Consider the following 22,795-nt stretch of genomic DNA (forward strand, 5'->3'; position numbering starts at 1 on the left):
CTTGGAGGCTTTGCAAGAGCGTCTGGTAGAGCGCTGTGTCTATCTCCAGGAGCACCCCGAGGTCATCCGGGGGGTGGCGGGGTTCAGGTGGATCCCCAATGGATGACTATCTATCTAAGGTTGGTATAAGTCACCCTCGGCGAGTCCTCCCTCGCGTCGGCTAACCAGCCCATGCCGTCACTGCGTTGCCGCCCCAGGGTGTCCTCCTCCACGGTGTGGATCGGCTCCGCCATACGGCTCAGCAGGAAAGCGGTCTCGTAGGCTTGTCCGTCGGTGAACTCACCCCAGAGCTTTCGGCCCTTGAACAGCCGCCAGCGGTCGGGACCCTCGACCCGTACCTGCATCCCGCTCTAAGCCTCAAGGGTATCACGCGTGGGGAACAGATCGGTCTGCCCCAGGACCCCCAAGACCGGGCGGCTCACCCGCTCAGGCTCTCGCTCCCCCGCCGGCAGCACCTCGAGGGCGTAGGCCTGGAGCAGCCGCAGCACATGGAACTCCAGGGGGTCTTGGACCTCGTCCTGGAGTGAGGGGAGGCGCCGCCTGACCACCCGGTACATCAGGCGCCGCTCGGGCCGCAGCTCGTTGAGGCCATAACGGGCGAGGAAGGCGCCGGGGGTGCGCTCCGCCACGCCCCCTGCCTGGGGGCAGAGGTGTACGTACTTCTAGGAACGCAATCCGTTACCGTCGTGCAGACGAGTGCAGCACCCTGTCTGTTAGTTTAATTAATCCCGTGCCTCATCTATTTTTCTGACTACGTTTCCACAAAAACTCAGATATATACTAAGTAAATGCTCAACCGAAGAAAATGTATATCTATAATCCAAGCGTGGAGGAAATTTAAAATGACCAGATGGATCTTATGCGCCGTGACGGCGGTTATGCTGTTGGTTTCGTGCAGTGCGCCGCTTGAAGAAGCCAAAAACCAGACGCTCCCCCCAGAGGTGCTCGCCTCAAGGGGCAAGCCTGCGGAGGGCAAGCTACCAGCGCATACCACAGCCTCTGCCGCAGCTTCGAGATTGAACTCCCGCATCGAGTGGGTTGCCAAGACCGTGGTCTTCGGCCCGCGCACTTATGTGCGGCAAACCGGAAGACCTCAGGATGTTGTCGAACGCTTCACGGCTACCCCTGGGACCTATACCATCACTGTCCAGAACGGAGAAGGTCGCTGGGGACGTGTAAGCAGTGCAGTGATCGAGCTGAACGGCGAGCGAATCCTGGACCCGAGCGATTTCAGCAAGCAGACGGACAAAATAGTAAAAGAGGTTGAACTCAGTGCGGATAATCTCCTGGTGGTGCAGCTACGAAGCCAGCCTGGCAGTTCGGTGGTGGTAACCATAGAGTCAGATTCCATGCCCGGCATATCTGGCGCGGTTGTTGATCCGCAAGGCAGGTTCGTCGAGGGTGCCACAGTTCGGATGACCTTCGCCGGCACGGGGGTAAGCCATAGCAGCACAACAAGCGGGCAAGGCCTTTTCTCGATCAACCTCGAAGCGTTGCCGAGCGAGGGCCACTTCCTACTGGAGGCTGTAACCGCGGACGGGCTGATGTACGCCTCCATCACCGGAGGCGTGCTCGATACCGCTCCGCGGGCCAACGCACTCCTGGTGGTTGCTCCAAAAGGCGACGGCACCCTCTCCGGCAGGGTGTTAAACGCACAGAACGCAGCCGTACCGAATGCCACGGTGACGGTTGCTTTTGCCGAGACAGGCTTTGTAGCCTCAACGATTGCTGACAGTACCGGCAGCTTCCGCTTCACCGGGCTCCCTTTGCAGGGTTCGCTGATCGCCATCGCTTTCGATCCCGCTACCGCAGCTTCCGGCAACCTGGCGTCCTTCCTGACGGCCAGCACACCCTCCCAGACCCTCACTCTCCTTGTTAAGGAGCCGGCCCGGGTTAACGATGGGCTCACGAACGGCGACTTCTCGAGCGGCACACTCAGCGGCTGGGAATACGAGGGACGCGTCCAGGTTTTGCCAAGCGGTCAGTCCCAGGGGAGCCCGGGGAGTTCGTTGAAAAGCCAAAGCGCGTCCTTGAGCAGCAGTTGTGGCTCCCCGTTCTATGGACTGGTCACCACCCGCTACAACGACCGCTCGGCGGGTTTTATCAGCCAGAGCTTCGTCCCGGCCGTTGGCTCCGATACCCTGGTGGGCAGTGTGCAGTTCCTCTCGGACGAGTATCCCCAATGGTATGGCTCCAGGTACAACGACAGCTTTATCGTCTACCTTGCCACCCCTGTTGGTACACAGATTTTGAGCCAGGGGAACCTCAACGGCTCTTCCTGGAGCATGGGCAGTGCAGCCGGCTTTAACGCGTCGGCGCCTGAAATCAGCTTTTCGGCCGACGTGACCCCCTTCGCGGCCAAGCCCTTGGGAGTCCCGGGTAAAGCCGTCACCCTCACGGCGGTAGTATGGGACGTGGGGGACTCACTCGTCGACTCCGGCCTGGCAATCCGTAACGTTAGGGTGATCGATAAGAACAAGCGCAACTACTACGCCAGCGACGCTTTCATTTACCCTACCCGGCAGGAGTACGTGCTGCCGCCTACGCAGCTTGGCCAGGGAGTCTGGGTGACGTTCAAGAACATGAACCCACTCCCGGTGTCTCTTGACTTCACCGCCCAGTACTCGACGGAAGGGAAGCAGGAGGAAACTGTTGTTCTGCTCCCAGGTCAGCAGACCACCCGCTTCTTCTCGGTGTTCGGTCAGGAACCGATCAGCTGGACCTTTAAGGGCAGTGTGTCCGATGCTGTAGACGCCGCCTTCATTTCCATAACATATGAATCAACCTATGTCCCGGGCATGCCCCCGGGTGGCTGTCAATAGCGGAGGCTCAACATGGATGAACCAGCGACCGATAAAGACCGCCGACTAACTGCTTCGTGTTGGGCAAGCGCCATCGGCCTCTACGTAGTGCCTCAGTGGATCAATGCCCAGACCATGCCCGCCAGCCTCGCGCTGGCGGTGCTGGCCCTGCAGCTGGCCGCCCTGCTGAGGGGGAGGACGGCTCTGCTGGTACAGCTGCTGCAGATTGCCGCCCTCATAGCTGTCACGGCCGTCGCGGAGCCCGTAGTAGCTTTCCTTGCGGGTCTGCTCCAGCCGCAAGGCCGACCCCTGCCCCCGGGAACGCTGCCCGTCCAGCCCTACTCGGTCCTGGTCGGCGTCTACCTGCTGCTGGTCACGGGTCTGTTCGTCTGGGGGTGGCTTCGCGCCCGGAGTGGGTTATCGGGGCCTCTGCCGGTGCTGGAGGGCTGGGCTCGCCAGGTCGCGGCTTTGGTGGCGGATTGATCACGGTTCGCGGTTCCCACCCCTACACGCGGGCTATGTTGGTGTTTTGTGCGGGAGTAGATCGCCGCACTGGGCTGCTCGTTTCGCCCACCCAACCGTCTCAACATTACCCGCAGGTCATGCACCAGGTCCTCGAACACCCCCCGCCGCATCCAGCGCCTCGCCTGCTCGCTAATCCCACCGCGCCCCGTCCTCGCCACCCAGCGCAAGGCGCCCGACACCTCCCGTAGATCGTACCTCCGCTGGGCTGTATCCAAGGGCAGCAGGGCTAGTACGGCATCACGAAACTCCACTCCTTATCGCTCACGTCCGAGGGGTACGGCCTGCGCTTCATGCCCTAAACATAACCGCCTGCCTTCGTTTGGGTTGCCTCCCTACCAGCCTCTAGCGAGCCTAGGTATTCTCAGCGAACCGAGCCCCCTTTTCAGGCCACCCGGTACGGCGCCCCCTCCACCAGCTCGGCCCACAGCCCGCCCTCCCGCAGCCGGGCCACCAGCAGGGCCCCCGGCTTCCTGGCGAAGCCCTCCTCGAGGTCGGTCAGCACCCGGTCCAGGGCGTTCCACAGCGCCTCGAAGCGGTCCTCCCCCCGGTCGAGCCGGCGCAGGGCCCCCCACAGCAGGGCGCGGTAGAGGCCGGCACTCTGCCCGTCGGAGAGCAGCCGGGCCAGGGCGGTGCCGGCCTCCCCCACGAAGGCCCGGCGCTCCTCGCGGGCGCAGAGCTTCACGTCCTGGAGGGCGTTGCGGGCGGCGGCGCGGCGGGAGACGGACGATCCCCTCTCGGGACGGGGCGAGCCCGTACACCGGGAGGCCGGGGTGTCCCAATCAGATAACGGGGTTTGTGGCAAGACTGCTGGGGGTAACGCCCAGTCTTTAAGCAGTTCAGCAGGTGGAACACCCTCTGGGTGTTTAAGTGATTGGGACACCTCCGGGTTCTGCTGACCCCTGCGGACCTTGAGGAGGGTGCGGCCTCGGCGGGTGTCGGCCTCGAGGTCGCGCCAGGGGTGGGCCAGCTCCTCACGGGTGAGGGGGCGGGCCCGGCCGGGGCTCAGGCGCACCCGGAAGACCGTGCCGTCCTTCCAGCCCAGCGGCTTCCCGGTCTGGCGGTCGCGGGCGTTGCCCACGCGGGGGGCGAAGGCCAGCAGGCCGGCCTCGGAGAGCCGGGCCAGGGCCCGCTGCACCCGCTTGCGGCCGGTTTCCGGCTTGACCTCGGGCCACAGCGCCAGGGCCAGCGCCCCCTGGGGCAGGTGGAAGACCACCTCGCCGGTGGCGGGGTGGTAGGCCCGGTGCAGGCCCACCTCCATGGCCAGGTGCAGCAGGGTGCGGGCCACCTCGAGGTCATGCCCCCTCGGGGCGTGGCCCATGCGGGCCAGCACGGCGTCGAGGAAGGGCTCGAGGGAAGTCGGGCCGCTGGGGTCGGCCTCGGGCAGGCCTTGGAGCAGGGTGCCGGCCTGCTTGAGTCGGGAGTAGCCCCTGAGCGGGCTGCCCAGGGAGAGGAGCTGGTAGGCCTCCGCCTGGAGGGCCTGCGCCTGGTCGCGCTTGGGGCTCTGGCGCTGGGCCTCGGTGAGCGCGAGGAGCCGCGCCTGGGAGCGGAGCGCCTTCCTCCGCTCGGCCTCGCGGGCTTGACGCTCGGCGTGCTCCACCCCGCTACGCGGCGAAGAATGCGTCTCGAGCCGACCCCGCAAGGCCCGCTCGCGCAGGGCCGGGCGCACGAAAGCCAGGCCCCGCAAAAAGGGGTCGCAAGAAGAATCGGAAGGTCCCCGGCCGGAGCCGGGATGGCTATCGCTGGCGTTATGAGGTAGCACACGAAGGTGTTTGAAATCCGGGGCGCAGAGGTGCTGCTCAAACCCCGGCGCAAGGTACCCCTCGAGGCCCTGCGGGGCCGCCTCAAGAGCGAGGTTCCCTTTCCCGGCGAAGCGGAAGAGCGGCGAGTGCGGGAGGGCGCGTGGGCGCGGGAGAAGTAGGGCGCTTCTGGCTGGATACCAGCCTCGTCCTGCGCCTTCTGACCGGTGAACCCCCTGAGCTGGCCCAGAAAGCCCTCGAGGTCTTCCGGGAGGCCGAAGCGGGGAAATACGGGCAGAGGCGGCTCAGGCCCTGGAGGAACTTTTCAACCGGGAAACCCTGAACTCGTCAGGTTGTACTGGCAGATACATCCTGGGGGGCCAAGAACCGTCTGGGCGCCCTGCTCGCGGGGCAAGTGCCCATGTGCGGGGTCGTGGATCGCGCTCAGAGTTCGAGCAGGTACAGATTGACCCGCCCACCCTGGTCGGAGGCGTAGAGGATGCGTTTGCCGTCCCAGCTCCAGGTGGGGTGGCAGTGGCTGGCCTGGGTGTGCCAGGAGGTGCCGTGCTGGCAGAGTACCTCGAGGCTCGCCTGCTCGGTGGAGATGTCGATGAGCACCAGGCACTCGGCGTCGTCGCCTACCAGGAGGGTGTTGGAAGGGTTGGCGTGGTAGTGGTTGCAGTAGTAGGGCATTTCCACCCGGCGCACCAGCCGTCCGTCGCGGTCGACGAAGCCGACATAAGGGCGAAATTCGCTGGGGGCAGGCTCTTTCACCACTGCCTGGGTGCCCTCGGAGGTGATGGTGCCGTCGTGGCCGGGGCCGCGGTTGTCGAAGAAGATCAGCCCGTCGCGGGTCCAGAATTCGTGGCCCACCGAGTCCTGCTCGTCCTGCCGGAAGATGGGTCGAACCCGCCGGGCTACCAGGTCGAGCAGCCAGATGCGCTGGGTCACCAGGTTCCAGGGGCCCTCGTGGCAGAACATGGCCAGGGTAGGATCGTCCGGGGAGAACTGGAAGTGCCCCAGCCAGTGGGTGTCGCAGTAGGCGTCGAAGTAGCCCGAGCCGTCCGTGCGGGCGAGGGTGATGCGTCCGTCTTTGATCTGGTAGAAACTCTCCTTGAAGCCCCCATAGTTGACGTTGGTGTTGACAGCCCGCACCCGCTCGTTGCGGGCGAAGCCCACGTAGCGGCGGTTGGGGCTGATCGAGGGGGAGTAGAGGTTGTAGCCCCCCTCGTCCTCGTAAAGCACGCTGATCCTGCCCGTGCGGGTGTCCAGGAGCTTGACCTTTCCCGCCGTGAGGTAGGCGATGAGCTCGCCATCCGGGGTCTTGGTGACGCTGCCGACGGGGTGGTCCTCGTCGGTGAGCTGGGTGATCTCGCCGGTGTGGTAGTTCAGGCGGAAGAGGTTGTAGTGCGGGTTCTCGTGCGGCGCGCGCTCGTGCTTGGAGGCTCGATCCGAGCGGAAGATGATCTCGGGGCGGGAGAGGTCGAAGGAGTTCTCGGTGAAGTAGAGGTGGACGTTGTTGCCCCGGTCGGTGAGCTGGGTGATGAGCCGGCCGGTTCGGGGGTCGCGGAACTGTCGCATCTGGCCTCCTTACTCCGGGCTGGCCGTGGGGCCGTCGAGCAGGTCCTCGCGCAGGGGAGAGAAGATGTCCAGCAGTTCACCCGCCTCCAGCGCCTGGGTGCCGTGCTCGAGGCCGCCGGGAATGCACAGGCTGTCGCCGGCGGCGACCTCGAGCACCTCCCCCCCCACCCAGAAGCGAAAGCGCCCGCTGAGGACCTGGGTCAGTTGCTCGTGGGGGTGCGCGTGCAGGGCACCGACCGCATCCTTGGCGAAGCGGACCCGCACCGCCATCATGCGCTTGCCTAAAGCCACCAGGCGACGCTCGACGCCTGGTCCAGCCGTTTCCCATTCACCGTTGAGCTGCATGCAAACTCCTCAAACGACGCTGTGTGTGTCCAGCGGCCAGGGTTTGGGCGCTATGGCCCCCCTATAGGCCAGCTTGGCCGCGGCCAGGCGGTTGGCCTGGACGGCGGCGTCGAAAGGCTCCTGCTCCTGCAAGAGGCCGTGCAGGAAGGCCCCGTTCCAGGCATCCCCCGCGCCCGTGGTGTCGCGGATGTGCCGGGGAGAGGCCGCAGGGACGTGCAGCAGCCGTCCCTCCCAACCCAGCCAGGCCCCCTCGGACCCGGCCTTGAGCCCGCTTCTTGGGACGTGTCGGCCCAGGGCTTGCAGAGCCGCGGGAGGGTCGAGGTGCTCCAGGCCCAGCAGGGCCAGGTCGGCGGGGAAGCTCGGCAGGAGCACGTCCACGTAGGGCGCGAGTTCCACGAAGGCCCGCCGGGCAACTTCCAGCCCGCCGCGCTCGGCCCACAGGGCCGGGCGGTAGTTAGGGTCGTAGGCTACCAGGGTGCCACTCGAGCGGGCTAGCTGGGCGGCCTGGAGCGTGGCGGCCTGGGCCGAGGGCGAGATGGCCTGGGTGATGCCCGACAGCAGCACCATGCGGGCTGAAGCCAGGTACTCGGGCTCGAGGTCCTCGGGAGCGAGACGGGAGGCGGCGCTGCCCGCGCGCCGGTAGGTGAACTCGCGCTCACCGTGCTCTTTCAGGCTGATGAAGTAGACCCCGTTCTCCCCCCGCACCAGCGGCGCGCAGCGGGTATCGATGCCCTCGGCGCGCCAGGCCGCCAGCAGTCCGGGGCCAAAGGGGTCGTCGCCCACGCGGGTGACGAAACCGGTGCTCGAGCCCAGCCGGGCCGCGGCCACGAGGGCGTTGAGCACGTCCCCGCCGAAGGCGCGGGTGAAGGTGCGGGCCTGGGCCAGGGGCTCCTCGGCGAAGAACTCCACCATGCACTCGCCCACGCCGATCAGGTCCAGCGCCTTCATGCCACCCCTGCTTCTTCCAGCGCCCGGCGGGTAGCGACTTCGATGGCAGCCCAGTCGCCGCCCTCGAGCGCGCCCCTGGGGAAGAGGTTGGAACCCAGTCCTACCGCCAGGGCCCCGGCCTGCAGGTAGGCCGGAACCTCGGCGGGCCTGATGCCGCCCGTGGCCAGGACCTGGAGGTTGGGGAAAGGCCCCAGCAGGTCCTTGAGGTAGCCCACGCCCCCGCACGAGCCGACGGGGAAGAGTTTGATCGCGCCGGCCCCCAGGCCCTTCGCCCGCGTGACCTCGGTGGGGGTGAGCACGCCCGGCACGTAGGGCACGCCCGCTTCGCGCGCGAGTTCCAGCAAATCCTCGCCCAGGTGGGGGCTGACCAGGAACCCCGCGCCCGCCTCGAGCGCTGAGCGCCCCTGCTGCGCGTTCATCACCGTGCCCGCACCCAGCAGCACGCCCTCGGGCAGTTGCTCGCGCAACTCGCGCATGGCCTCGAGCACCCCTGGGGTAGTGAAGGTGAGTTCGATGGCCCGCAGGCCGCCTCGAGCCGCCGCCAGCGCGGCCTCCACCGCACCGGGGACCGATGGGGCCCGCAGCACCCCCACCACCCGAACCTGGGCCAGCACGCGACTGAAGTCCTGAACGCTCATCTCCCTCCTAGCGGGCCATCCAGCCCCCGTCCACCACCAGGATGTGACCGTTGACGTAGTCGGAGGCTGGCGAAGCCAGGAACACCGCCGCGCCCACCAGGTCCGCCGGCTCGCCCCAGCGACCCGCAGGGATGCGCTCGAGGATCTGCCTCGAGCGCTCGGGGTCGGCCCGCAAAGCCGCGGTATTGTCGGTGGCGATGTAGCCCGGCGCGATGGCGTTGACGTTGAGCCCTTTGGCCGCCCACTCGTTGGCCAGAGCCTTGGTGAGGCCGGCCACCGCGTGCTTGGCTGCGGTGTACGAGGGTACCCGGATGCCTCCTTGAAAGGACAGGAGCGAGGCGATGTTGATGATCTTGCCCCTCCCGCGCTCCAGCATTCCCCGCCCCACGGTCTGGGACATGCGCCACACCGCGTTGAGGTTGAGCTCGAGCACCTCCTGCCAGTCGGTTTCGCTGAAGCTCTCGGCCCACTCCCGCCGGATGATGCCCGCGTTGTTGACCAGGATGTCCACGGGCCCCAGGGCGGCTTCGACCTCACCGACCACCCGTGCCGCCGACTCCGGCTTCATCAAGTCCGCGCGCACGGCGTGAAAGCGTCGCCCGGCCGCCTCCACTGCCTGCTGGGTCTGGTGTACGTCGGCACTGGGGGCGACGATGGCCACGTCGGCCCCGGCCCTGGCCAGGCCGATGGCGATGGCCTGCCCGATGCCCACGGCTCCGCCGGTGACCAGGGCCACCTGGCCTTTGATCGAAAACATTTCCACCCAAATCCTCCCTTTGCCCCGCTGACGGGTGACCGCATTCGTCCACTGGCCGACGGATCCACACCGGCTCCAGGGGGTAACCCTAGACCATCCCCACCGTCTTCTGCACCCAGGCCAGGTCGGGGTCGAAGCGCACGCCCTGCCGCCGCCCGTCGCCGGCGAGGAACCACAGGTAGTAGCCGGTGTAGCCGGGAGCGCTGGCGTAGGTGTGGTAGCCGTGGGGGATGGACAGCAGGGTTTCGTCCTTCACTACGTAGGTCTGGTCGTAGCCGCGCTCGGGGCTGTAGTGGCGGGTGAGTCCCCAGCCTTCTGGGGAGGAGATGCGGAAGTAGTACATCTCCTCGTGGAAGACCTCGCTCCCCTGCGCGACTTCGTGCTTGTGAGGGGGATAGGTGCTCCAGTTTCCGCTGGGGGTGATGGTCTCGCCCACGATCAGGCGGCTGGCCGGGCGCCCGTCGGGCTCGACGAGGATCTCGCGGAAGTTGCGGGTGAAGTTGAGGGTCCCCCACTTGCCGGTGTTCACCTGCTCCGGGCGGATTTCGTAGGGATCGGTGTCGAGATCGCTGGGCGCTGAGGGCAGGGCCGCCTCGAAGCGGGTGTGGGCCCGCACCGTGTAGCGGTGGCCCCTGGGCAGGTAGACGCTGTGGGGGTTGCCGGCGAACACGCTGGGCCTTCCCCCCACCCGCGTGAACACCCGAGGGCCCACCTCGACCTCGGCGCTGCCAGAGAGCGCTACCAGCAGCACCTCGCGCTCGCCGGTCTGGCCCTCGTAGCTCTGGCCGGCCTCGAGGTTCAGCTTGGCGAAGGCCAGCAGCTTGCAGGCTTCGTCAGCCAGGGGCTGGAAGCCCGGACCTTGGGGAATGGTGTGGAAGTATCGCATCAGGCTCCTTGCGTTGGGAAGGGGCAGGGCTTCCTCGCTCGAGGCCGGGCCTGCCCCTCGAGTTCACTTCAAATATCCGCTTTCCTTCAGCACCTTCTCCGCCGCCGCCTCGTACTGCTCGAAGCGGACGTTGCGCAGGCCACTCAGGAATTGGTTCCAGCTCGAGTCGTTGATGGGCCGCTGGCCCAGGGCGAATTGCACCAGGTTTTCCGACACGTAACGCTCGATGTCGGCCTGGTTGGTGGCAGCCTTGACGACGAGGTCGCCCGTGCGGTCGATCCAGTTGCCCTGGCGCTGGGCCTGGGCCATGAGCTGGTGCATCACGTACTTGCGCCCGCCGACGGTGATCTCGGGGTAGCGACCCCGCATCTCCAGGGGGTTGCCGTTGAAGGCCAGCCAGCGCATCTGGGTGTAGCTCCCGCGCACGCTGATGGGGATTTGGGTGTTGATGGTGGGCACGTTGTTGGGCAGTGTGTAGTCGGTCTTGTAGCGACCCCAACCCAGCAGGAAGTAGCCCTCGCCGCTATGGGCCCACTCGAGGAAGCGCGCGATGGCCGTACCCTTGCCCGTGTCCATGGCCCGCTTGGAGACCGCATAGAGCCACCCCGCCGAGGAGTAGGTGCCCATGGAGCTCTTGCCTTCGGGGCCCTTGGGCGGGGGCAGCAGGAGCAACTCGGCGTTGGGGTTGTTGGCGTGGAAGTTCTGCAAGCCCGCCTGCAAGCCGCCCACGCTCTCGAAGAACATTCCGTAGCGGCCCTGCTGCCAGCGGGTGCGCAGGTCGGCCCGGCGCATGGTGGCCCAGTCCGGGTCGATGACCCTGGCCTCGACCAGCCGCCGGATGTACTCGGTGGCCTTGCGGAAGTTGGCTTCGCGCACGTTGGCGGCGAAGGCCTTGGGGTTGTAGTTCCAGGTGCCCGCCACGCCGTAAGCGCCGTAGACCCACTGGAAGTGGTTGCCCAGGCCCAGGCCCGGCAGGATGCCGGCGGTGTCGAAGTCGATCACCCCGGCGAAGCCGTAGGTGTCGTTGCGTCCGTTGCCGTCAGGGTCGCGCTCGGTGAAAGCTTTGGCGACCTCGAAGAACTCCTCGAGGGTGGTGGGGGCTTTGAGCCCCAGCTTCTCGAGCCAGTCCTTGCGCACCCAGATGCCGTACTGGCGGCTCAGGGTCACGGGTTCCTGAAAGCCGTAGATCTGGCCGTTGGTGGTGACCAAAAGGTTGCGCCTGGCGTCGCTGTAGCGTTCGGCGCTGCGCTTGGGCATCTGGGAGAGAAGGCTGTTCACCGGGGCGAGCTGGCCTTGCTGCACCAGGCGATCGAAGAGGGCGAGGCTGCGCACCTCGAAGAGGTCGGGCAGGTCGTTGGCCGCCGCCAGCGCGCCCAGGCGGTTGTCGCCGTCGGCTCCGGTGGGCAGCATGGTGAACTTGAGGTTGATCCCCAGCTTCTCCCGCACGATGCGGTAAACCTCCCAGTTGGCCGGAGGCGCGGGAGCTTCGGGGTTAGCCGCATACAGGGCTATGCTGAGGTCGGTGACGTTTCCTTGAGCCTGCGCCCCCGAAGCAGCCAGACCGCCGCAAAGCGCCAGGGAAAACAAGAGCCTGAAGCCGATACGCATAGATACCTCCTATTCCTTCACGCTGCCGATGAGCACGCCCTTGGTGAAATAGCGCTGGATCCAGGGGTACACCAGGAGCATGGGCAGCGTGATCAGGACGACAGCCGCCATCTTCAAAGCCTCCGCCGGGGCAGCCTGGGCCGCCCCGCCCTCGACGTACTCCGCCACGTTGAGGCCCGTGAGGATGTCGCGCAGCACCACCGGCAGGGGCATGAGGCTGCGGTCGGAGAGGAAGAGGATGGGCTCGAAGAAGTTGTTCCAGTTGGCCACACCATAAAACAGCCCGATGGTCAGGAGGATGGGCCGCGAGAGTGGCAGCACGACGTGCCGCAGGACCTGCCAGTCGTTGGCCCCGTCGATACGGGCGGCCTCCTCGAGGCTCTCCGGCAGGCTCTGGAAGAAGGTCTTCATCACCAGCAGGTTGTAGACGCTCACCGCCCCGTTGAGCAGCACCGACCAGTAAGTGTTGAGCAGCCCCAGGTCCTTGACCACCAAGAAGGTGGGGATCAACCCGGCGTTGAACAAGAAGGTGAAGAGGATCAGGCCCACGATGAAGCCCCTGCCGGGCAGCTCCCGCCTGGAGAGGGGATAGGCGGCCAGGACGGTGAGCGTCAGGCTGATGAGCACCCCGCCGAAGGTCAGCAGCAGGCTGTTGAGCGCGGCCCGCCAGATGGTCGGCTGGAAGATGAGCTGGGCATAGGCCGCAAAGGACCACTCCCACGGCGGCAGGAGCAGGCTGGGGCTCTTGCCGAAAGGCAGCAGCGAGACCATCGCCACGTACCACATGGGCACCAGGGTCACCACCAGCACCCCCACCAAGAACGCGTCGATCCCCCATTCGAAGAGGCGGTCACTGCGGGACATCGCTTTTTTGGCCATGGCTTCCTCTTAGTACAACCCGGTGCCCACGAAGCGCCGTGCCAGGCGGTTGGCGACGACGATCAGCACCAGGCCGATGACTCCTTTGAACAGGCCCACCGCCGTGGCCAGGCTGAACTGGAAATTCTGGATGCCCTGCCGGTATACCCAGGTGTCGATGATGTCCCCCACGCTGTAGACCGGCAGCGAGTACAGCACGAAGATCTGGTGGAAGCCTGCGTCGAGGATGCTGCCGATCTTCAGCAGCACCACCAGCACCAACACGTCCACGATGCCGGGGAGGGAGATATGGCGCACCTGCTGCCAGCGGGAGGCCCCGTCGATGGCGGCGGCCTCGTAGAGGGCGGGATTGATCGACAGCAGGGCGGCCAGGAACAAGATCGCGCTCCACCCCGTCTCCTTCCAGACCTCCGAGAGCACCACCACGGGCTGGAAGGTGGCGGTAGAGGTCAGGAAGGGCACCGGCTCGAGCCCCAGCGCCCGCAAGCCACTGTTGATCAGTCCTTCGCTGGGGGAAAGCATGGCCAGCAGGATGCCGTAGACGATGACCCACGACAGGAAGTGCGGCAGGTAGCTCATCGTCTGAACCGCGCGCGAGAGAAAGCGGCGGCTGGTCTCGTGCAGGGCGATGGCCAGCAAGATCGCGGGGGGGATGCCCAGGGCGATCTTGGCCACGCTGATGACGAGGGTGTTGACGAGGAGCTGGCTGAAGTAATAGGAGTTGAAGAACTCGAGGAAGTGCTGCAGCCCCACCCACGGGCTGCCCCACACGCCCAGGGTGGGCTGGAAGTCCCGGAAGGCGATCTGGGCGTTCCACAGCGGCCAGTAGCGGAAGATGAGGAAGTAGAGCAGGCCGGGCAGAAGCATGAGGTAGAGCACCCGGTGACGCCAGACCGAGCGGGCGAGGTGCTTTAGGCTCTGACGCCACTGGGGAGCGGGCTTGCTGGGGTAGGCGGGATTCATGGGCTTTTCCTCCGGTCGCCCGGCGCTGGGGGAGGGGCGCTGGAGTCCCGGACCACCAGCTCGCTGGGGAACTCTATGAGCACGTCCCGGACCTTTTCTCCGGCCATCGCGCGGGCGATGAGCTCCACGGCGGCCCGGGCCATCGCCGGGATGGGGTGGGCCACGGTGGTCAGGCCGGGGTGGGAATGGGCGGCGGCAGGGATGTCGTCGAAACCCACCACCGAGAGGTCCTCGGGCACCCGCAGGCCGCGGGAGCGCGCGGCGGCGATGACCCCGAAGGCCGTGAGGTCGCTGGCTGCGAAGATGGCCGTGGGCGGGTTCTCGAGGCTCAGCAACTCGTGCCCCGCCTCCACGCCCCGCCCCTGGGTGAAGTCCCCTGGCCGCACCAGCTGCTCGTCCCACAGCCCGGCGGCCATCATGCACTCCCGGTAGGCCCGCAAGCGCTCGGCGGCCTGGCTGGAGTGGGCAGCGCCGCTCACGAAGCCGATGCGCCGGTGGCCCAGGGCGATCAGGTGCCGCACGGCGGCCAGAGAGCCCTCGAAGCTGTCGGCGCGCACCACCGGCAGGTGGGTGGGAGCGCCGAAGTGATTGACCAAGACCACCGGGGAGCGGCTGCGCTCGAGGGTGGCCAGAAAGCCCGCCGCGCCGATGGGGACCACGAACACCAGCCCATCGGCCAGGCCCCCCAACAGGGTGCCCACCCGCTCGCGCTCGCGCTCGGGGTCGCGCGAGGTGGTGAAGACGGCCAGGTCGTAGCCCATCTGGCTGGCGGAATCCGCGGCGGCCCGCGCCACCTCGGCGAAGTAGGGGCTCACCAACTCGGGTATGACCATGCCCAGGATCTGGGTGGGGCGCCCTCGCAGGCTGCGGGCTGCCGAGTTGGCCACGTAGCCAAGCTGGTTGGCCGCCTGGAGGACCCGCGCCCGCGTCGCCTCCGAGATGCGTCCCTTGTTGTTGAGCACCTTGGACACGGTGATCATGGAAACGCCGGCGAGGCGGGCGACGTGGGCTAGGGTAACCTTATCATCAGACATGTTAGTAGCTCATCCTCATCGGATATCTTTTTAGAGTTAACGTTAACCCATAACCTAATGCCTGCGCCGCCGCCTGTCAATACCTCAACCTCTGAGGTTGCTGAGCGGGCCAGGCACGACGTGAGCTTGCGGGCTGCCCTTCCGTCCGCCCTACGCGCCTGGCACGCGCTGGTCCAGCGGAGTCCCCGCACCCCCGTCTCAGTGGGCGGCGGCGCGGAGACCCCTGTCTTCAGGCATGGGGAAGAGCACCGCCTTCCGGCGGCCAGCTTGTTGAGGGGCGTGGACCTGCTGACTACCGGGGTGGACGTGCTCTGCTTGAGGGACGCGGCCTTCTTGCGCTACGTGCAGTGCCCCATCTCCTTCTACGTTGTATGTCCGCATTCCTCTTGCTGGTGGAGGTGTTGTAGCACTTTTTGCAGGTTGTCCTGAAGCGGATTTCCGATGTCTATTGGGATGGCGTTTTGGGGAGGCTCGAGGGTCTCGAGCTGGCTCTGCAAGAGGCTTACCGGCATGAAGTGCTCGCGCTGTTGCATCCGCTCGGCAATGAGCTTGGGGTCTCCGTGCAGGAAAGCAAACCGGATGCCCTCCAGGCCCTCGCTCAAAATGGCCCGGTAGCTCTCCCTGAGCGCCGAGCAGGCCAGCACCAGCGGCTTATTCTCCTCCAGATGCTGCTCGATCAAGGCCCGCAAGCGCAACAGCCAGGGTTCGCGGTCGGCATCCGTGAGGGGCTGGCCGCGAGCCATTTTGTCGCGGTTGGACTGGGGGTGATAGTCGTCCGCGTCCGCGAACGTCCAGCCCAGTGCTCTAGCCAGGGCGGTTCCAAAGGTGGTCTTGCCCGACCCTGAGACCCCCATCACGATGATAACCCGAGTCTTCACAGAACTCCTTTCGTGGATGCCCCGGTTCCGCTCCGCCTCGGCAGGGGGCGGGCAGGATGTCAGTCCACCCTCCAGGGCCAGTCTACGCATGTCCTTATCTCGGGAAACAGCACCAGGTCAGCCCTGCCCTTGCAGGCTAGGGTAGTGATGCTTGCACCGAACAAAATTTCCCTGGCCTTGCTAAAGGTGGCCCCGGTCACGCTTACATCGTCTACCAGCAGCACCCGCTTGCCCACGGGGTCGAAGCTGAGGGGCCCCAGCAGCTCCGGCGCGGCCCGGCGCGGCTTGTTGTCATCGTCGCGGTAGTTGATCTGGAGCAGCACCAGCGGCACGCCCAGTTGGTGGGCCGCCATCGCGGCGGGTACGATGCCCCCTCGAGCAATCCCCACCACCACGTCCACCTCGGGCAGTGGCATCTCCCGCAACCGAGCGCTGATGGCGTGGAACTCCAGCCTCACCTTGGCCGTGCTCATGCCCCCTCCTTGACCCGGTACAGCGTCTCGCCCGCCTTGCGTACCAGCAAAATGCCCTCGTCCTCGCGGTTGGCGAAGTCTTCAGGATTTAGGGTGTCCGGGTCAAGGTAGCCCAGGTTCAGCTGGGCGCAGTCCTCGGGGCCGATGCGGCTGGCCAGGGTGACCCTGACCCTGGGATGCTCTTGCCCATTCACCCAGGTGCCGCTGCCCCGCACGTGGGTGCTGTGGGCCAGTACCCCCAGGGGCACGTGCTTAAAGCGCTCCCACTGGTTCAGGAAATAGGGGACGGTGTGGTAGCCGATTTCGTAGATGTACTTGCCGTGGACGAGGCTCACCGTGTCGAGGTGCGGGGCGTAAATGATCAGCTCCCCGCCATCGGCCAGGGCCGGGTCGAGTTTGTACATGGCCTTGCCTGCGGTCCAGAGTTCGTCGTACATGGGTGGGGCGCAGGAAAGAATGCGCTGGAAGGGCTTGTCCACCCAGACGATGTGGCGGGTGCTCGAGAGGTCCGCCGCCGCGCTCCAGGCCGAGATAGGGTCGCCCACAAATACCCCCGCCAGCCCGCTACCTTGCACCACCAAGGCCACCAGGGTGATGGGGGTAGGAACCAGGCGGGCCGCCTCGTGGATCAGGGCCCGCACCGGGGTGTCCTTGAGACCGATGGTGCCGCGCACGGTGGCCAGGGCCCCCAGCCAGTGGGTCACGTTGATCATCTCGGGGCCGCTGATGCCGGGGAAGAGGTACTTGGCCCCGCCGGAAAAACCCACCACCTCGTGGGGGAAGGTGGGGCCCAGGATGAGGAGCTGGTCGGCCTCGAGCGCCGCTTTATTCAGCCGCACCTGCACGTCCCCGCCCAGGGTGGGGTGCCAGCGCTCGCCGGCGATTTCCTTGACCCTGGCTTGGGAAACCACCCCAACGGTTGCCAGCGCATCGGGGTCTTGCCAGGCGTGGTTGAAGAGGCCAATGTGGCGGAAGGTGGTGTGTCGTTCTTCGGCGCTGAGGCCCACCAGCTTCAAGAGTTGGGCCTCGTTCAGCGGCGGATGGGTACCCAGCGCTACCATGAAATCCAGGCGGCCCACGTCGTCCAAGACCTCCACCAGGATGCGGAACAGCTGCGGCAGTGGCAGGGTGCGGGTGTGGTCGGGGATCAGCACCAGCACCTTTTGGCCGGCAAAGCGGCCCTGCAGGGGCTGTAGGGTGGCTCGAATCTGCTCGAGGGTGAGCAACTCGGCGGTGGGAGCTTGGGCCTGGGAAAGGAGGGGAGAGGGCATGGGTGCTCCAGTGTGCGATGGCTAGATTCTTTGGATTTCAGGACGGTTGTGGCGTGGGCTTCAACCTGTACGCCTGCGCTGCCAGGTCATGGGCGCTCAGGCGCATCAGCCGGTGGGCCTCCTCCAGCTCCAGTATCCCCCGGTGTACCTTGCGCGAAAGCCAGTTGGCCACTACCCGCCGCCAGACCTCGTGACGGGCGGGGATGGAGGCAAAGGCGCGGGTGTCGTCGTTGAAGCCGGCGGTGTTGTGGAGGGTGGCGGTCTCGCTCACTGCGTCCAGGTAGCGCTCGATGCCCAACACGCTGTCGAAGTACCACCAGGGTGCTCCCAGCCGCACGCCGGGGTAATGTCCCGCCAGGGGAGCCAGCTCGCGGGTGTAGGTGGACTCGTCCAGCGTGAAAAGAATCATCTCCAGAGGCTTACCCTGGGACGGGTCACCAAAGGCGTTCAGCAGGGGTTGCAAGCCGCGCGTCCAGTCTACCGCGTGGGGGATGTCGGCACCCATGTCGCCCCCCAGGCGCGCGTAGAGGGCGCGGTTGTGGTTGCGGGTCACGCCCAGGTGGAGCTGCATCACCAGGCCGTCCTCCTCGGCGCTCAGGCGGGCCTGATCAAAGAGGGCGTGGGCCTCGAGCCGCTCAGCCTCTTCGGGGTTGATCTCCCCCTTCAGGGCCAGGGCAAAGAGCCGCTCGACTTCGGCTTCCGGCAAGGGTTCAATCCGCACCTGGGCCGCGCTGTGGTCGGTGGCGGTGGCCCCGGCTTTTTTGAAGGCTTGGCGGCGTTCTTGGAGGGCCTCGAGCAGATCCCTGTAGCGCTCGATGCTGCGGTTGGTGACGGCCTCCAGGCGGGCCAAGCGTTCCTTCCAGTCGGGCCGCAAGACCTGCAACAGCCCGTCGGGGCGGAAGGTGGGGATGACCCGGTAGCCGTCGCGCTGGGCCCTCAGGTGGGGGGAAAGATCGTCCTCGGGTGCGTCGGTGGTGGCCAGAACTTCGACCTTGAACTTTTTGAACAGGGCCCTGGGGGTGAAGGCAGGGGTGTCCAGTGCGGCCTGAATTTGCTCGTAGATGGCACGGGCGTTTCTCGCACTCGGTTTCTCGCTCACCCCAAAGAGCCGGGTGAGCTCGAGGCGCAGCCACAAGCCCGTAGGCGTGCCGTCGAAAAGGTAAAAGTGCTGGCAGAAGATGTCCCATGCTTCCAGGGGGTCGTACTCGCCCTCCGGCACGCCTACGCCCAGGCTTTCCAGCGCGATGCCCTGCGAATAGAGCAGCCGGAAAACGTAGTGGTCGTGGCGGATGAGGAGTTCGGTGGGGTGCGAGAACTGCGCCTGGGGGTTGGCTAGCAAGCCGGGAGGCACGTGCCCGTGGGGGCTGATGATGCCCAATTCGTGGGTTTGCCAGTAGAGTTCCAGCGCCGTGGCCCGAATGTCCGGCTCAGGGTCGAAGAGGAAGGTCTCGGGTGCTTCCCAGCCCATCAGACCCCTCCAAAGGCGCTGAAGCCGCCGTCTACCGGGATCACCACGCCCGTCACAAAGCGACTGTGTGGGTGCACCAGCCAGCGCAGGGTGCTGAGCAGGTCCTCCGGGGCCCCAAAGCGGTTCTGGGGCGTGTGGGCCAGGATGGTCTGGGCCCGCTCGGTCAGGCTGCCATCCTCCTGCAGCATCAGGTAGCGGTTCTGCTCGGTGAGGAAGAAGCCCGGCGCAATCGCATTGACCCGTAGGCCGGGGCCGTGGGTCTGGGCCAGGTGCACCGCCAGCCACTGGGTGAAGTTCACCACCGCGGCCTTGGCCGCGCTGTAGCCCACCACCTTGGTCAGGGGGCGCACCGCGGCCATGCTGGTGATGTGGATGATGCAGCCTTGCTGACGGCGGGCCATGCCCGCGCCAAAGGCCTGAGTGGCCCACAGAGTGCCGTGGAAGTTGAGCTGCATCACCTCCTCCACCGCGCCCAAGTCCAGGGCGAAGAAATCGCGCTCGGGAGTCGTCGAGGCCGCCGGACGGTTGCCCCCAGCAGCGTTCACCAGGATGTCGGCTCCGCCCTCGGACTCCACCAGCGCCGCCGCTTCTTTCAGCGATGCAGCGTCCAGCACGTCAAAGAGAAGGGGGCGAACTCGAGCCAGCACCTCCGGGCTGGCCTCCACCGTATTCAGGGCTTTCTGAGCCGAGGCCAGGCTGCGAGCTCCCAGGTAGACCGTAGCCCCGTCCTCGGCCAGGGCCAGGGCCATCGCCCGACCCAGCACCCCGCTTCCGCCCGTCACCACGGCCCGTTTTCCTTTGAGTACAAGCTGGCTCATCCCTTCACGCTCCCGGCGGTTAGGTTGCTCAAAAAGTAGTGCTGCAAGAGCAGGAACACGATCAGCATAGGCAGTAGGGTGATCACGGTGGCGGCCAGCAGGGTGCTCCAGTCCACCCCAAACTGGCCCACCAGCCGGGCCAGCGCGAGCTGCAAGGTGGCTTTCTGCTCGCTCGAGATCACGACGAAAGGCCAGATGAAGTCGTTCCAGCGCCAGGTAAAGCTGAAGATGGCCAGGGTGGCCAGGGCCGGAACGCTGAGCGGCAGGATAATCCGCCAGTAGATGCCCCACTCGCTGGCCCCGTCCATGCGGGCCGACTCCAGAATCTCGTCGGGGATGCTCAGGATGTACTGTCGCAGCAGGAAAACCCCGGTGGGGGTGGCCGCAGGCGGAATGATGATGCCCCACAGGCTATCGGTGAGGCCCAGGTTCCTGAGCACCAAAAAGATCGGCACCATGATGACCTGCAGGGGAATCATGATGGTAGCCAGGGTCAGCAAGAACAGCGCCTGACGTCCCACAAAGCGGTACTTGGCCAGGGCAAAGGCCGCCATCGAGTTGGTCAGGAGGGCAATCAAGGTGCTGACAGTGGCCACGAAGAAGCTGTTCCAGGTGTAGGTGGCAAAATGACCCACCGTGAAGGCCATCCGGTAGTTTTCCAGGGTGGGCTCTTTGGGCAACAGCGAGGGGGGCACCACATAGAGCTCGGCGTTGGGCTTGAAGGAGGAGAGCACCACCCAGATCACCGGAACCAAAAAGAAGACCGCCAGCAAAATCACCAGGGCATCCCGCAGGAAGCGCCGGTTCTGGAGGCGTTTTCGGGTTGGAGGGGTAGAAACCATGCGCTAGTCCTCCCGTGAGATGCGTAGCTGCACCAGGGTGAGCAGCATCAAGATGCCGAAGAGCACCACCGACTGGGCGCTGGCGTAGGTGGGGTTAGCCCCCTCGAAGGCGGTCTGGTAGATGTTCTGCACCAATAGCCGGGTAGCGTCGCCTGGGCCGCCGTTGGTCAGGACCAGAATGATCTCAAACGCCTTGAAGGAGTTGATGGTGGCTAGAATGGTCACCATCAAGGTGGTGGGGGTCAGCAGGGGCAGGGTGATCTGCCAGAACTGCTGGCGGGGGTTGGCTCCGTCCACCTCGGCGGCCTGATAGAGCTCAGCGGGAATGGTGTTCAGCCCACCGATGAAGATCACCATGTAGAAGCCCACCATTGACCACACGCTGGCCAGGATCACCACCGCCCGGGCCCAGTTGATGTCGGTGAGCCAGGGGATAGGCGACTGGCCCAGGCTCGAGAGCACCGCGTTGATCACCCCCAGGTCGCTGCTGAACATCCAACGCCAGGCCACCCCCACCACCACCGGTGAGAGAATTACCGGCAGGTAGAACCCGATGCGGGCCAGCGCGGTGCCCAGGCTGGTGGCCCGTAGGGCGATGGCCAGGGCTAGGCTGAGCACCACCACCAGGCAGACCACCAAGACCACATAGACGAAGGTGTGGGACAGCGAGGTCAGGAAGGCCCTGTCCTGAAGAAGCTGTTGGTAGTTCCCCAGGCCCACGAACTGCTGGAGTCCGCCGATGAAGTTGCCTCGGTAGAAGGAATAAACCAGGCCATAGGCCATCGGCAGCACCACGAAGATGCCGAAGATCAGGGTGTTGGGTGCGACAAATAGGTAGGGTGTGAGCAGCTTGCCGAGTTTATGCCCCATAGCGCCTCCTGCGTCCCAGCGGCGCGGATTGCGCTGGCGGGGAGAGGACAGGTGACTCCCTTCTAGATTGGCTTGTTGCTTTGTGGTCCTCTCGCCAAAACGGCTTATTTAGTCCACGGCGTGTTATCAACAGACGCATTACGACCCCAGACGACACAAATACCTGCCCGCTAGCTTCTTGTTGCTCCGCCGTCTAAGTCGAGTGAGACAAAAATTGTTCCCAAGAAGCCCTAGCTTCCTGGGAACGCCGCTTAGCGCAGAATCTTGTTCCCCTCGGCCTGGATGGTCTCGAGGGCCTGCTTGGGGGTTTGCTGGCCCAGCAGCACCTTCACGATCTCACCCCGAATGAAGGTATTGAGCCGGGCTATGGCCGGGTTCGACCAGTCCTTGCCCACATAAGCCGGGGTTACGCTCAGATCGGACTGGAAGACCGCAATCGCATCGTCAAACTGGCCATACTTCATCCCCTTGGCATCTTTGCGGGCCGAGAGCACCATGTTGTCCTTGGAGAAGGGCAGGTTGACCTCCTTGCTGGTGATCCATTGGATGAACTTGGCGGCCTCCTCAGGGTTCTTGCTTCCCCTAAAGCCCATCACGAACTTACCCCCCGGCACGGTGCTGCGAAATTTGTCCCGCGGCAGGGGCATCACCCCCCAGTTGAAGTTTTTAATCTGCGAGAACTGGGCCAGGTTCCAGTTGCCGGACATATACATGGCCGCCTGACCGCTGCGGAAGAGGGTGCTGGGGTCGTCGTTGGAGAGCCACTGTCCCTTGGGGATGAAGCCGTCTTTGAAGAGATCGGCGAAGAAGGTGAGGGTACGCAGGCCCTGGGTGCTGTCAACCACGAACTTTTTCCCGCTGTCGTCAATAAAGCGCCCGCCAGCTTGGTAGAGCAGGGTGCTGAAGCGGTGGGTGGTGAAGTCGTAGCTCAGGGCAAAGCGGCACTTGCTGTTGTTGCGTACCTTGTTCATAGCCTCGCGCCACTGCTCCCAAGTCCAGACGTTCAGGCTGTTGGTGGGCACCTTGACCCCAGCCTCATTGAAGCAGTCCTTGTTGTAGAAGATGCCGTTGGCTGTCACGTCCAAGGGGGCCCCAATGATGCGGGGTTTGCGGTAGATGTAGGGGATTTGCGAGGGTAAAAACTGGTTCAGAAAGCTGGCCGAGTCCACATAGGCCGAGAGATCCAGGGCCACCGGCTCAAACTCGGCGATGTTGGCCGTCACCACCCGGGCCACATCCGGCGGGGTGTTCCCGGCCACCATCAGTTGCAGCTTCTGGGTGAGCTGCTGGAAGGGTACATAAGTCACCTCGACCTTGGTGTCGGGATTGGCCGCCTCGTACATCCTGACGTACTTTTCGAAGATAGCCTGCTCGGTGGGGGCTTCGGTGAACCAGACCATCTGCAGTGTGCCCTTAGCCGACGCCAAGCTGCACAAGAGCAAAACCAGTGCCAAAAGCCGAACCTTTCGCATAA

Annotated in this window: 25 protein-coding genes; 4 read left to right on the forward strand and 21 right to left on the reverse strand. The window is 65.4% G+C overall.

The genetic code is table 11. The features are described from left to right. Positions 1 to 110: 110 nt before the first annotated feature. Positions 111 to 344 carry a hypothetical protein gene (locus Mrose_RS12160; RefSeq protein ID WP_119278614.1) on the reverse strand — a complete coding sequence of 78 codons (234 nt, stop codon included), beginning with the start codon at positions 342 to 344 and terminating at the stop codon, positions 111 to 113. Between the two features lie 6 nt (positions 345 to 350). Next, positions 351 to 629, reverse strand: coding sequence for a hypothetical protein (locus Mrose_RS12165; RefSeq protein WP_119278616.1), 279 nt, complete (start codon positions 627 to 629; stop codon positions 351 to 353). A gap of 213 nt (positions 630 to 842) precedes the next feature. On the opposite strand from Mrose_RS12165, the gene Mrose_RS12170 reads away from it, so the two are divergent. Both Mrose_RS12170 and Mrose_RS12175 read left to right on the forward strand, forming a co-directional pair. Then, positions 843 to 2,822, forward strand: coding sequence for a carboxypeptidase regulatory-like domain-containing protein (locus Mrose_RS12170; RefSeq protein WP_182482787.1), 1,980 nt, complete (start codon positions 843 to 845; stop codon positions 2,820 to 2,822). Positions 2,823 to 2,834: 12 nt separating this feature from the next. Next, on the forward strand, positions 2,835 to 3,284 hold the full coding sequence (locus Mrose_RS12175; protein ID WP_119278620.1) for a hypothetical protein: 450 nt from the start codon (positions 2,835 to 2,837) through the stop codon (positions 3,282 to 3,284). Positions 3,285 to 3,708: 424 nt separating this feature from the next. Here the strand turns inward: Mrose_RS12175 and Mrose_RS12180 are convergent, their stop codons facing one another. Then, the gene (locus tag Mrose_RS12180) at positions 3,709 to 5,010 is read right to left on the reverse strand and encodes a hypothetical protein (RefSeq protein ID WP_119278621.1); all 1,302 of its coding nucleotides are present in this window, start codon (positions 5,008 to 5,010) and stop codon (positions 3,709 to 3,711) included. Between the two features lie 81 nt (positions 5,011 to 5,091). Here Mrose_RS12180 and Mrose_RS18895 point away from each other — a divergent pair, with 81 nt between their 5' ends. Both Mrose_RS18895 and Mrose_RS12185 read left to right on the forward strand, forming a co-directional pair. Further along, positions 5,092 to 5,244 (forward strand): hypothetical protein, encoded by a 153-nt coding sequence (locus tag Mrose_RS18895; protein WP_182482788.1) that lies wholly within the window; start codon positions 5,092 to 5,094, stop codon positions 5,242 to 5,244. Continuing rightward, on the forward strand, positions 5,226 to 5,405 hold the full coding sequence (locus Mrose_RS12185) for a PIN domain-containing protein (protein WP_182482792.1): 180 nt from the start codon (positions 5,226 to 5,228) through the stop codon (positions 5,403 to 5,405). The genes Mrose_RS18895 and Mrose_RS12185 overlap by 19 nt, the downstream gene beginning before the upstream one ends. Positions 5,406 to 5,506: 101 nt before the next feature. Here Mrose_RS12185 and Mrose_RS12190 read toward each other — a convergent pair whose 3' ends face one another. The 18 genes from Mrose_RS12190 to Mrose_RS12275 form a co-directional block, all read right to left on the reverse strand. After that, positions 5,507 to 6,643, reverse strand: a complete 1,137-nt coding sequence (locus Mrose_RS12190) for an oligogalacturonate lyase family protein (RefSeq protein WP_119278623.1) — start codon at positions 6,641 to 6,643, stop codon at positions 5,507 to 5,509. Positions 6,644 to 6,652: 9 nt separating this feature from the next. Beyond that, the gene (locus Mrose_RS12195) at positions 6,653 to 6,988 is read right to left on the reverse strand and encodes a cupin domain-containing protein (protein ID WP_119278625.1); all 336 of its coding nucleotides are present in this window, start codon (positions 6,986 to 6,988) and stop codon (positions 6,653 to 6,655) included. A 9-nt stretch (positions 6,989 to 6,997) separates the two neighbouring features. Beyond that, complete coding sequence (locus Mrose_RS12200) at positions 6,998 to 7,936, reverse strand: sugar kinase (protein WP_119278627.1); 939 nt, start codon at positions 7,934 to 7,936, stop codon at positions 6,998 to 7,000. Further along, positions 7,933 to 8,574, reverse strand: a complete 642-nt coding sequence (locus Mrose_RS12205; protein ID WP_119278629.1) for a bifunctional 4-hydroxy-2-oxoglutarate aldolase/2-dehydro-3-deoxy-phosphogluconate aldolase — start codon at positions 8,572 to 8,574, stop codon at positions 7,933 to 7,935. The genes Mrose_RS12200 and Mrose_RS12205 overlap by 4 nt, the downstream gene beginning before the upstream one ends. 7 nt (positions 8,575 to 8,581) lie before the next feature. Further along, entirely contained in the window at positions 8,582 to 9,331 is a 750-nt protein-coding gene (gene kduD / locus Mrose_RS12210) for a 2-dehydro-3-deoxy-D-gluconate 5-dehydrogenase KduD (protein WP_119278631.1), read from the reverse strand. 88 nt (positions 9,332 to 9,419) lie between these two features. Beyond that, positions 9,420 to 10,217 (reverse strand): 5-deoxy-glucuronate isomerase, encoded by a 798-nt coding sequence (gene iolB / locus Mrose_RS12215; RefSeq protein WP_119278633.1) that lies wholly within the window; start codon positions 10,215 to 10,217, stop codon positions 9,420 to 9,422. Between the two features lie 63 nt (positions 10,218 to 10,280). Then, positions 10,281 to 11,825, reverse strand: a complete 1,545-nt coding sequence (locus tag Mrose_RS12220; protein WP_119278635.1) for an extracellular solute-binding protein — start codon at positions 11,823 to 11,825, stop codon at positions 10,281 to 10,283. 9 nt (positions 11,826 to 11,834) lie between these two features. Next, positions 11,835 to 12,704 (reverse strand): carbohydrate ABC transporter permease, encoded by an 870-nt coding sequence (locus tag Mrose_RS12225; RefSeq protein ID WP_119278637.1) that lies wholly within the window; start codon positions 12,702 to 12,704, stop codon positions 11,835 to 11,837. Positions 12,705 to 12,713: 9 nt separating this feature from the next. Continuing rightward, entirely contained in the window at positions 12,714 to 13,667 is a 954-nt protein-coding gene (locus Mrose_RS12230; RefSeq protein ID WP_245969878.1) for an ABC transporter permease, read from the reverse strand. Beyond that, on the reverse strand, positions 13,664 to 14,701 hold the full coding sequence (locus Mrose_RS12235; protein WP_119278639.1) for a LacI family DNA-binding transcriptional regulator: 1,038 nt from the start codon (positions 14,699 to 14,701) through the stop codon (positions 13,664 to 13,666). Before Mrose_RS12235 ends, Mrose_RS12230 begins: the two co-directional genes overlap by 4 nt. 362 nt (positions 14,702 to 15,063) lie before the next feature. Beyond that, the gene (locus tag Mrose_RS12240) at positions 15,064 to 15,579 is read right to left on the reverse strand and encodes a gluconokinase (protein WP_220452322.1); all 516 of its coding nucleotides are present in this window, start codon (positions 15,577 to 15,579) and stop codon (positions 15,064 to 15,066) included. 59 nt (positions 15,580 to 15,638) lie between these two features. After that, on the reverse strand, positions 15,639 to 16,052 hold the full coding sequence (locus tag Mrose_RS12245) for a phosphoribosyltransferase (RefSeq protein WP_119278642.1): 414 nt from the start codon (positions 16,050 to 16,052) through the stop codon (positions 15,639 to 15,641). Continuing rightward, the gene (locus Mrose_RS12250; RefSeq protein ID WP_119278644.1) at positions 16,049 to 17,323 is read right to left on the reverse strand and encodes a lactate racemase domain-containing protein; all 1,275 of its coding nucleotides are present in this window, start codon (positions 17,321 to 17,323) and stop codon (positions 16,049 to 16,051) included. The genes Mrose_RS12245 and Mrose_RS12250 overlap by 4 nt, the downstream gene beginning before the upstream one ends. 37 nt (positions 17,324 to 17,360) lie before the next feature. Further along, complete coding sequence (gene uxaC, locus Mrose_RS12255; RefSeq protein WP_119278646.1) at positions 17,361 to 18,791, reverse strand: glucuronate isomerase; 1,431 nt, start codon at positions 18,789 to 18,791, stop codon at positions 17,361 to 17,363. After that, entirely contained in the window at positions 18,791 to 19,609 is an 819-nt protein-coding gene (locus Mrose_RS12260) for an SDR family NAD(P)-dependent oxidoreductase (RefSeq protein ID WP_119278648.1), read from the reverse strand. The genes uxaC and Mrose_RS12260 overlap by 1 nt, the downstream gene beginning before the upstream one ends. Then, complete coding sequence (locus Mrose_RS12265; protein WP_119278650.1) at positions 19,606 to 20,451, reverse strand: carbohydrate ABC transporter permease; 846 nt, start codon at positions 20,449 to 20,451, stop codon at positions 19,606 to 19,608. Before Mrose_RS12265 ends, Mrose_RS12260 begins: the two co-directional genes overlap by 4 nt. Positions 20,452 to 20,454: 3 nt before the next feature. Further along, entirely contained in the window at positions 20,455 to 21,321 is an 867-nt protein-coding gene (locus Mrose_RS12270; RefSeq protein WP_119278652.1) for a carbohydrate ABC transporter permease, read from the reverse strand. Between the two features lie 251 nt (positions 21,322 to 21,572). Beyond that, positions 21,573 to 22,793 (reverse strand): ABC transporter substrate-binding protein, encoded by a 1,221-nt coding sequence (locus Mrose_RS12275; protein WP_119278654.1) that lies wholly within the window; start codon positions 22,791 to 22,793, stop codon positions 21,573 to 21,575. Positions 22,794 to 22,795: the final 2 nt, after the last annotated feature.

Source organism: Calidithermus roseus, assembly GCF_003574095.1.
Taxonomy (GTDB): Bacteria; Deinococcota; Deinococci; order Deinococcales; family Thermaceae; genus Calidithermus; species Calidithermus roseus.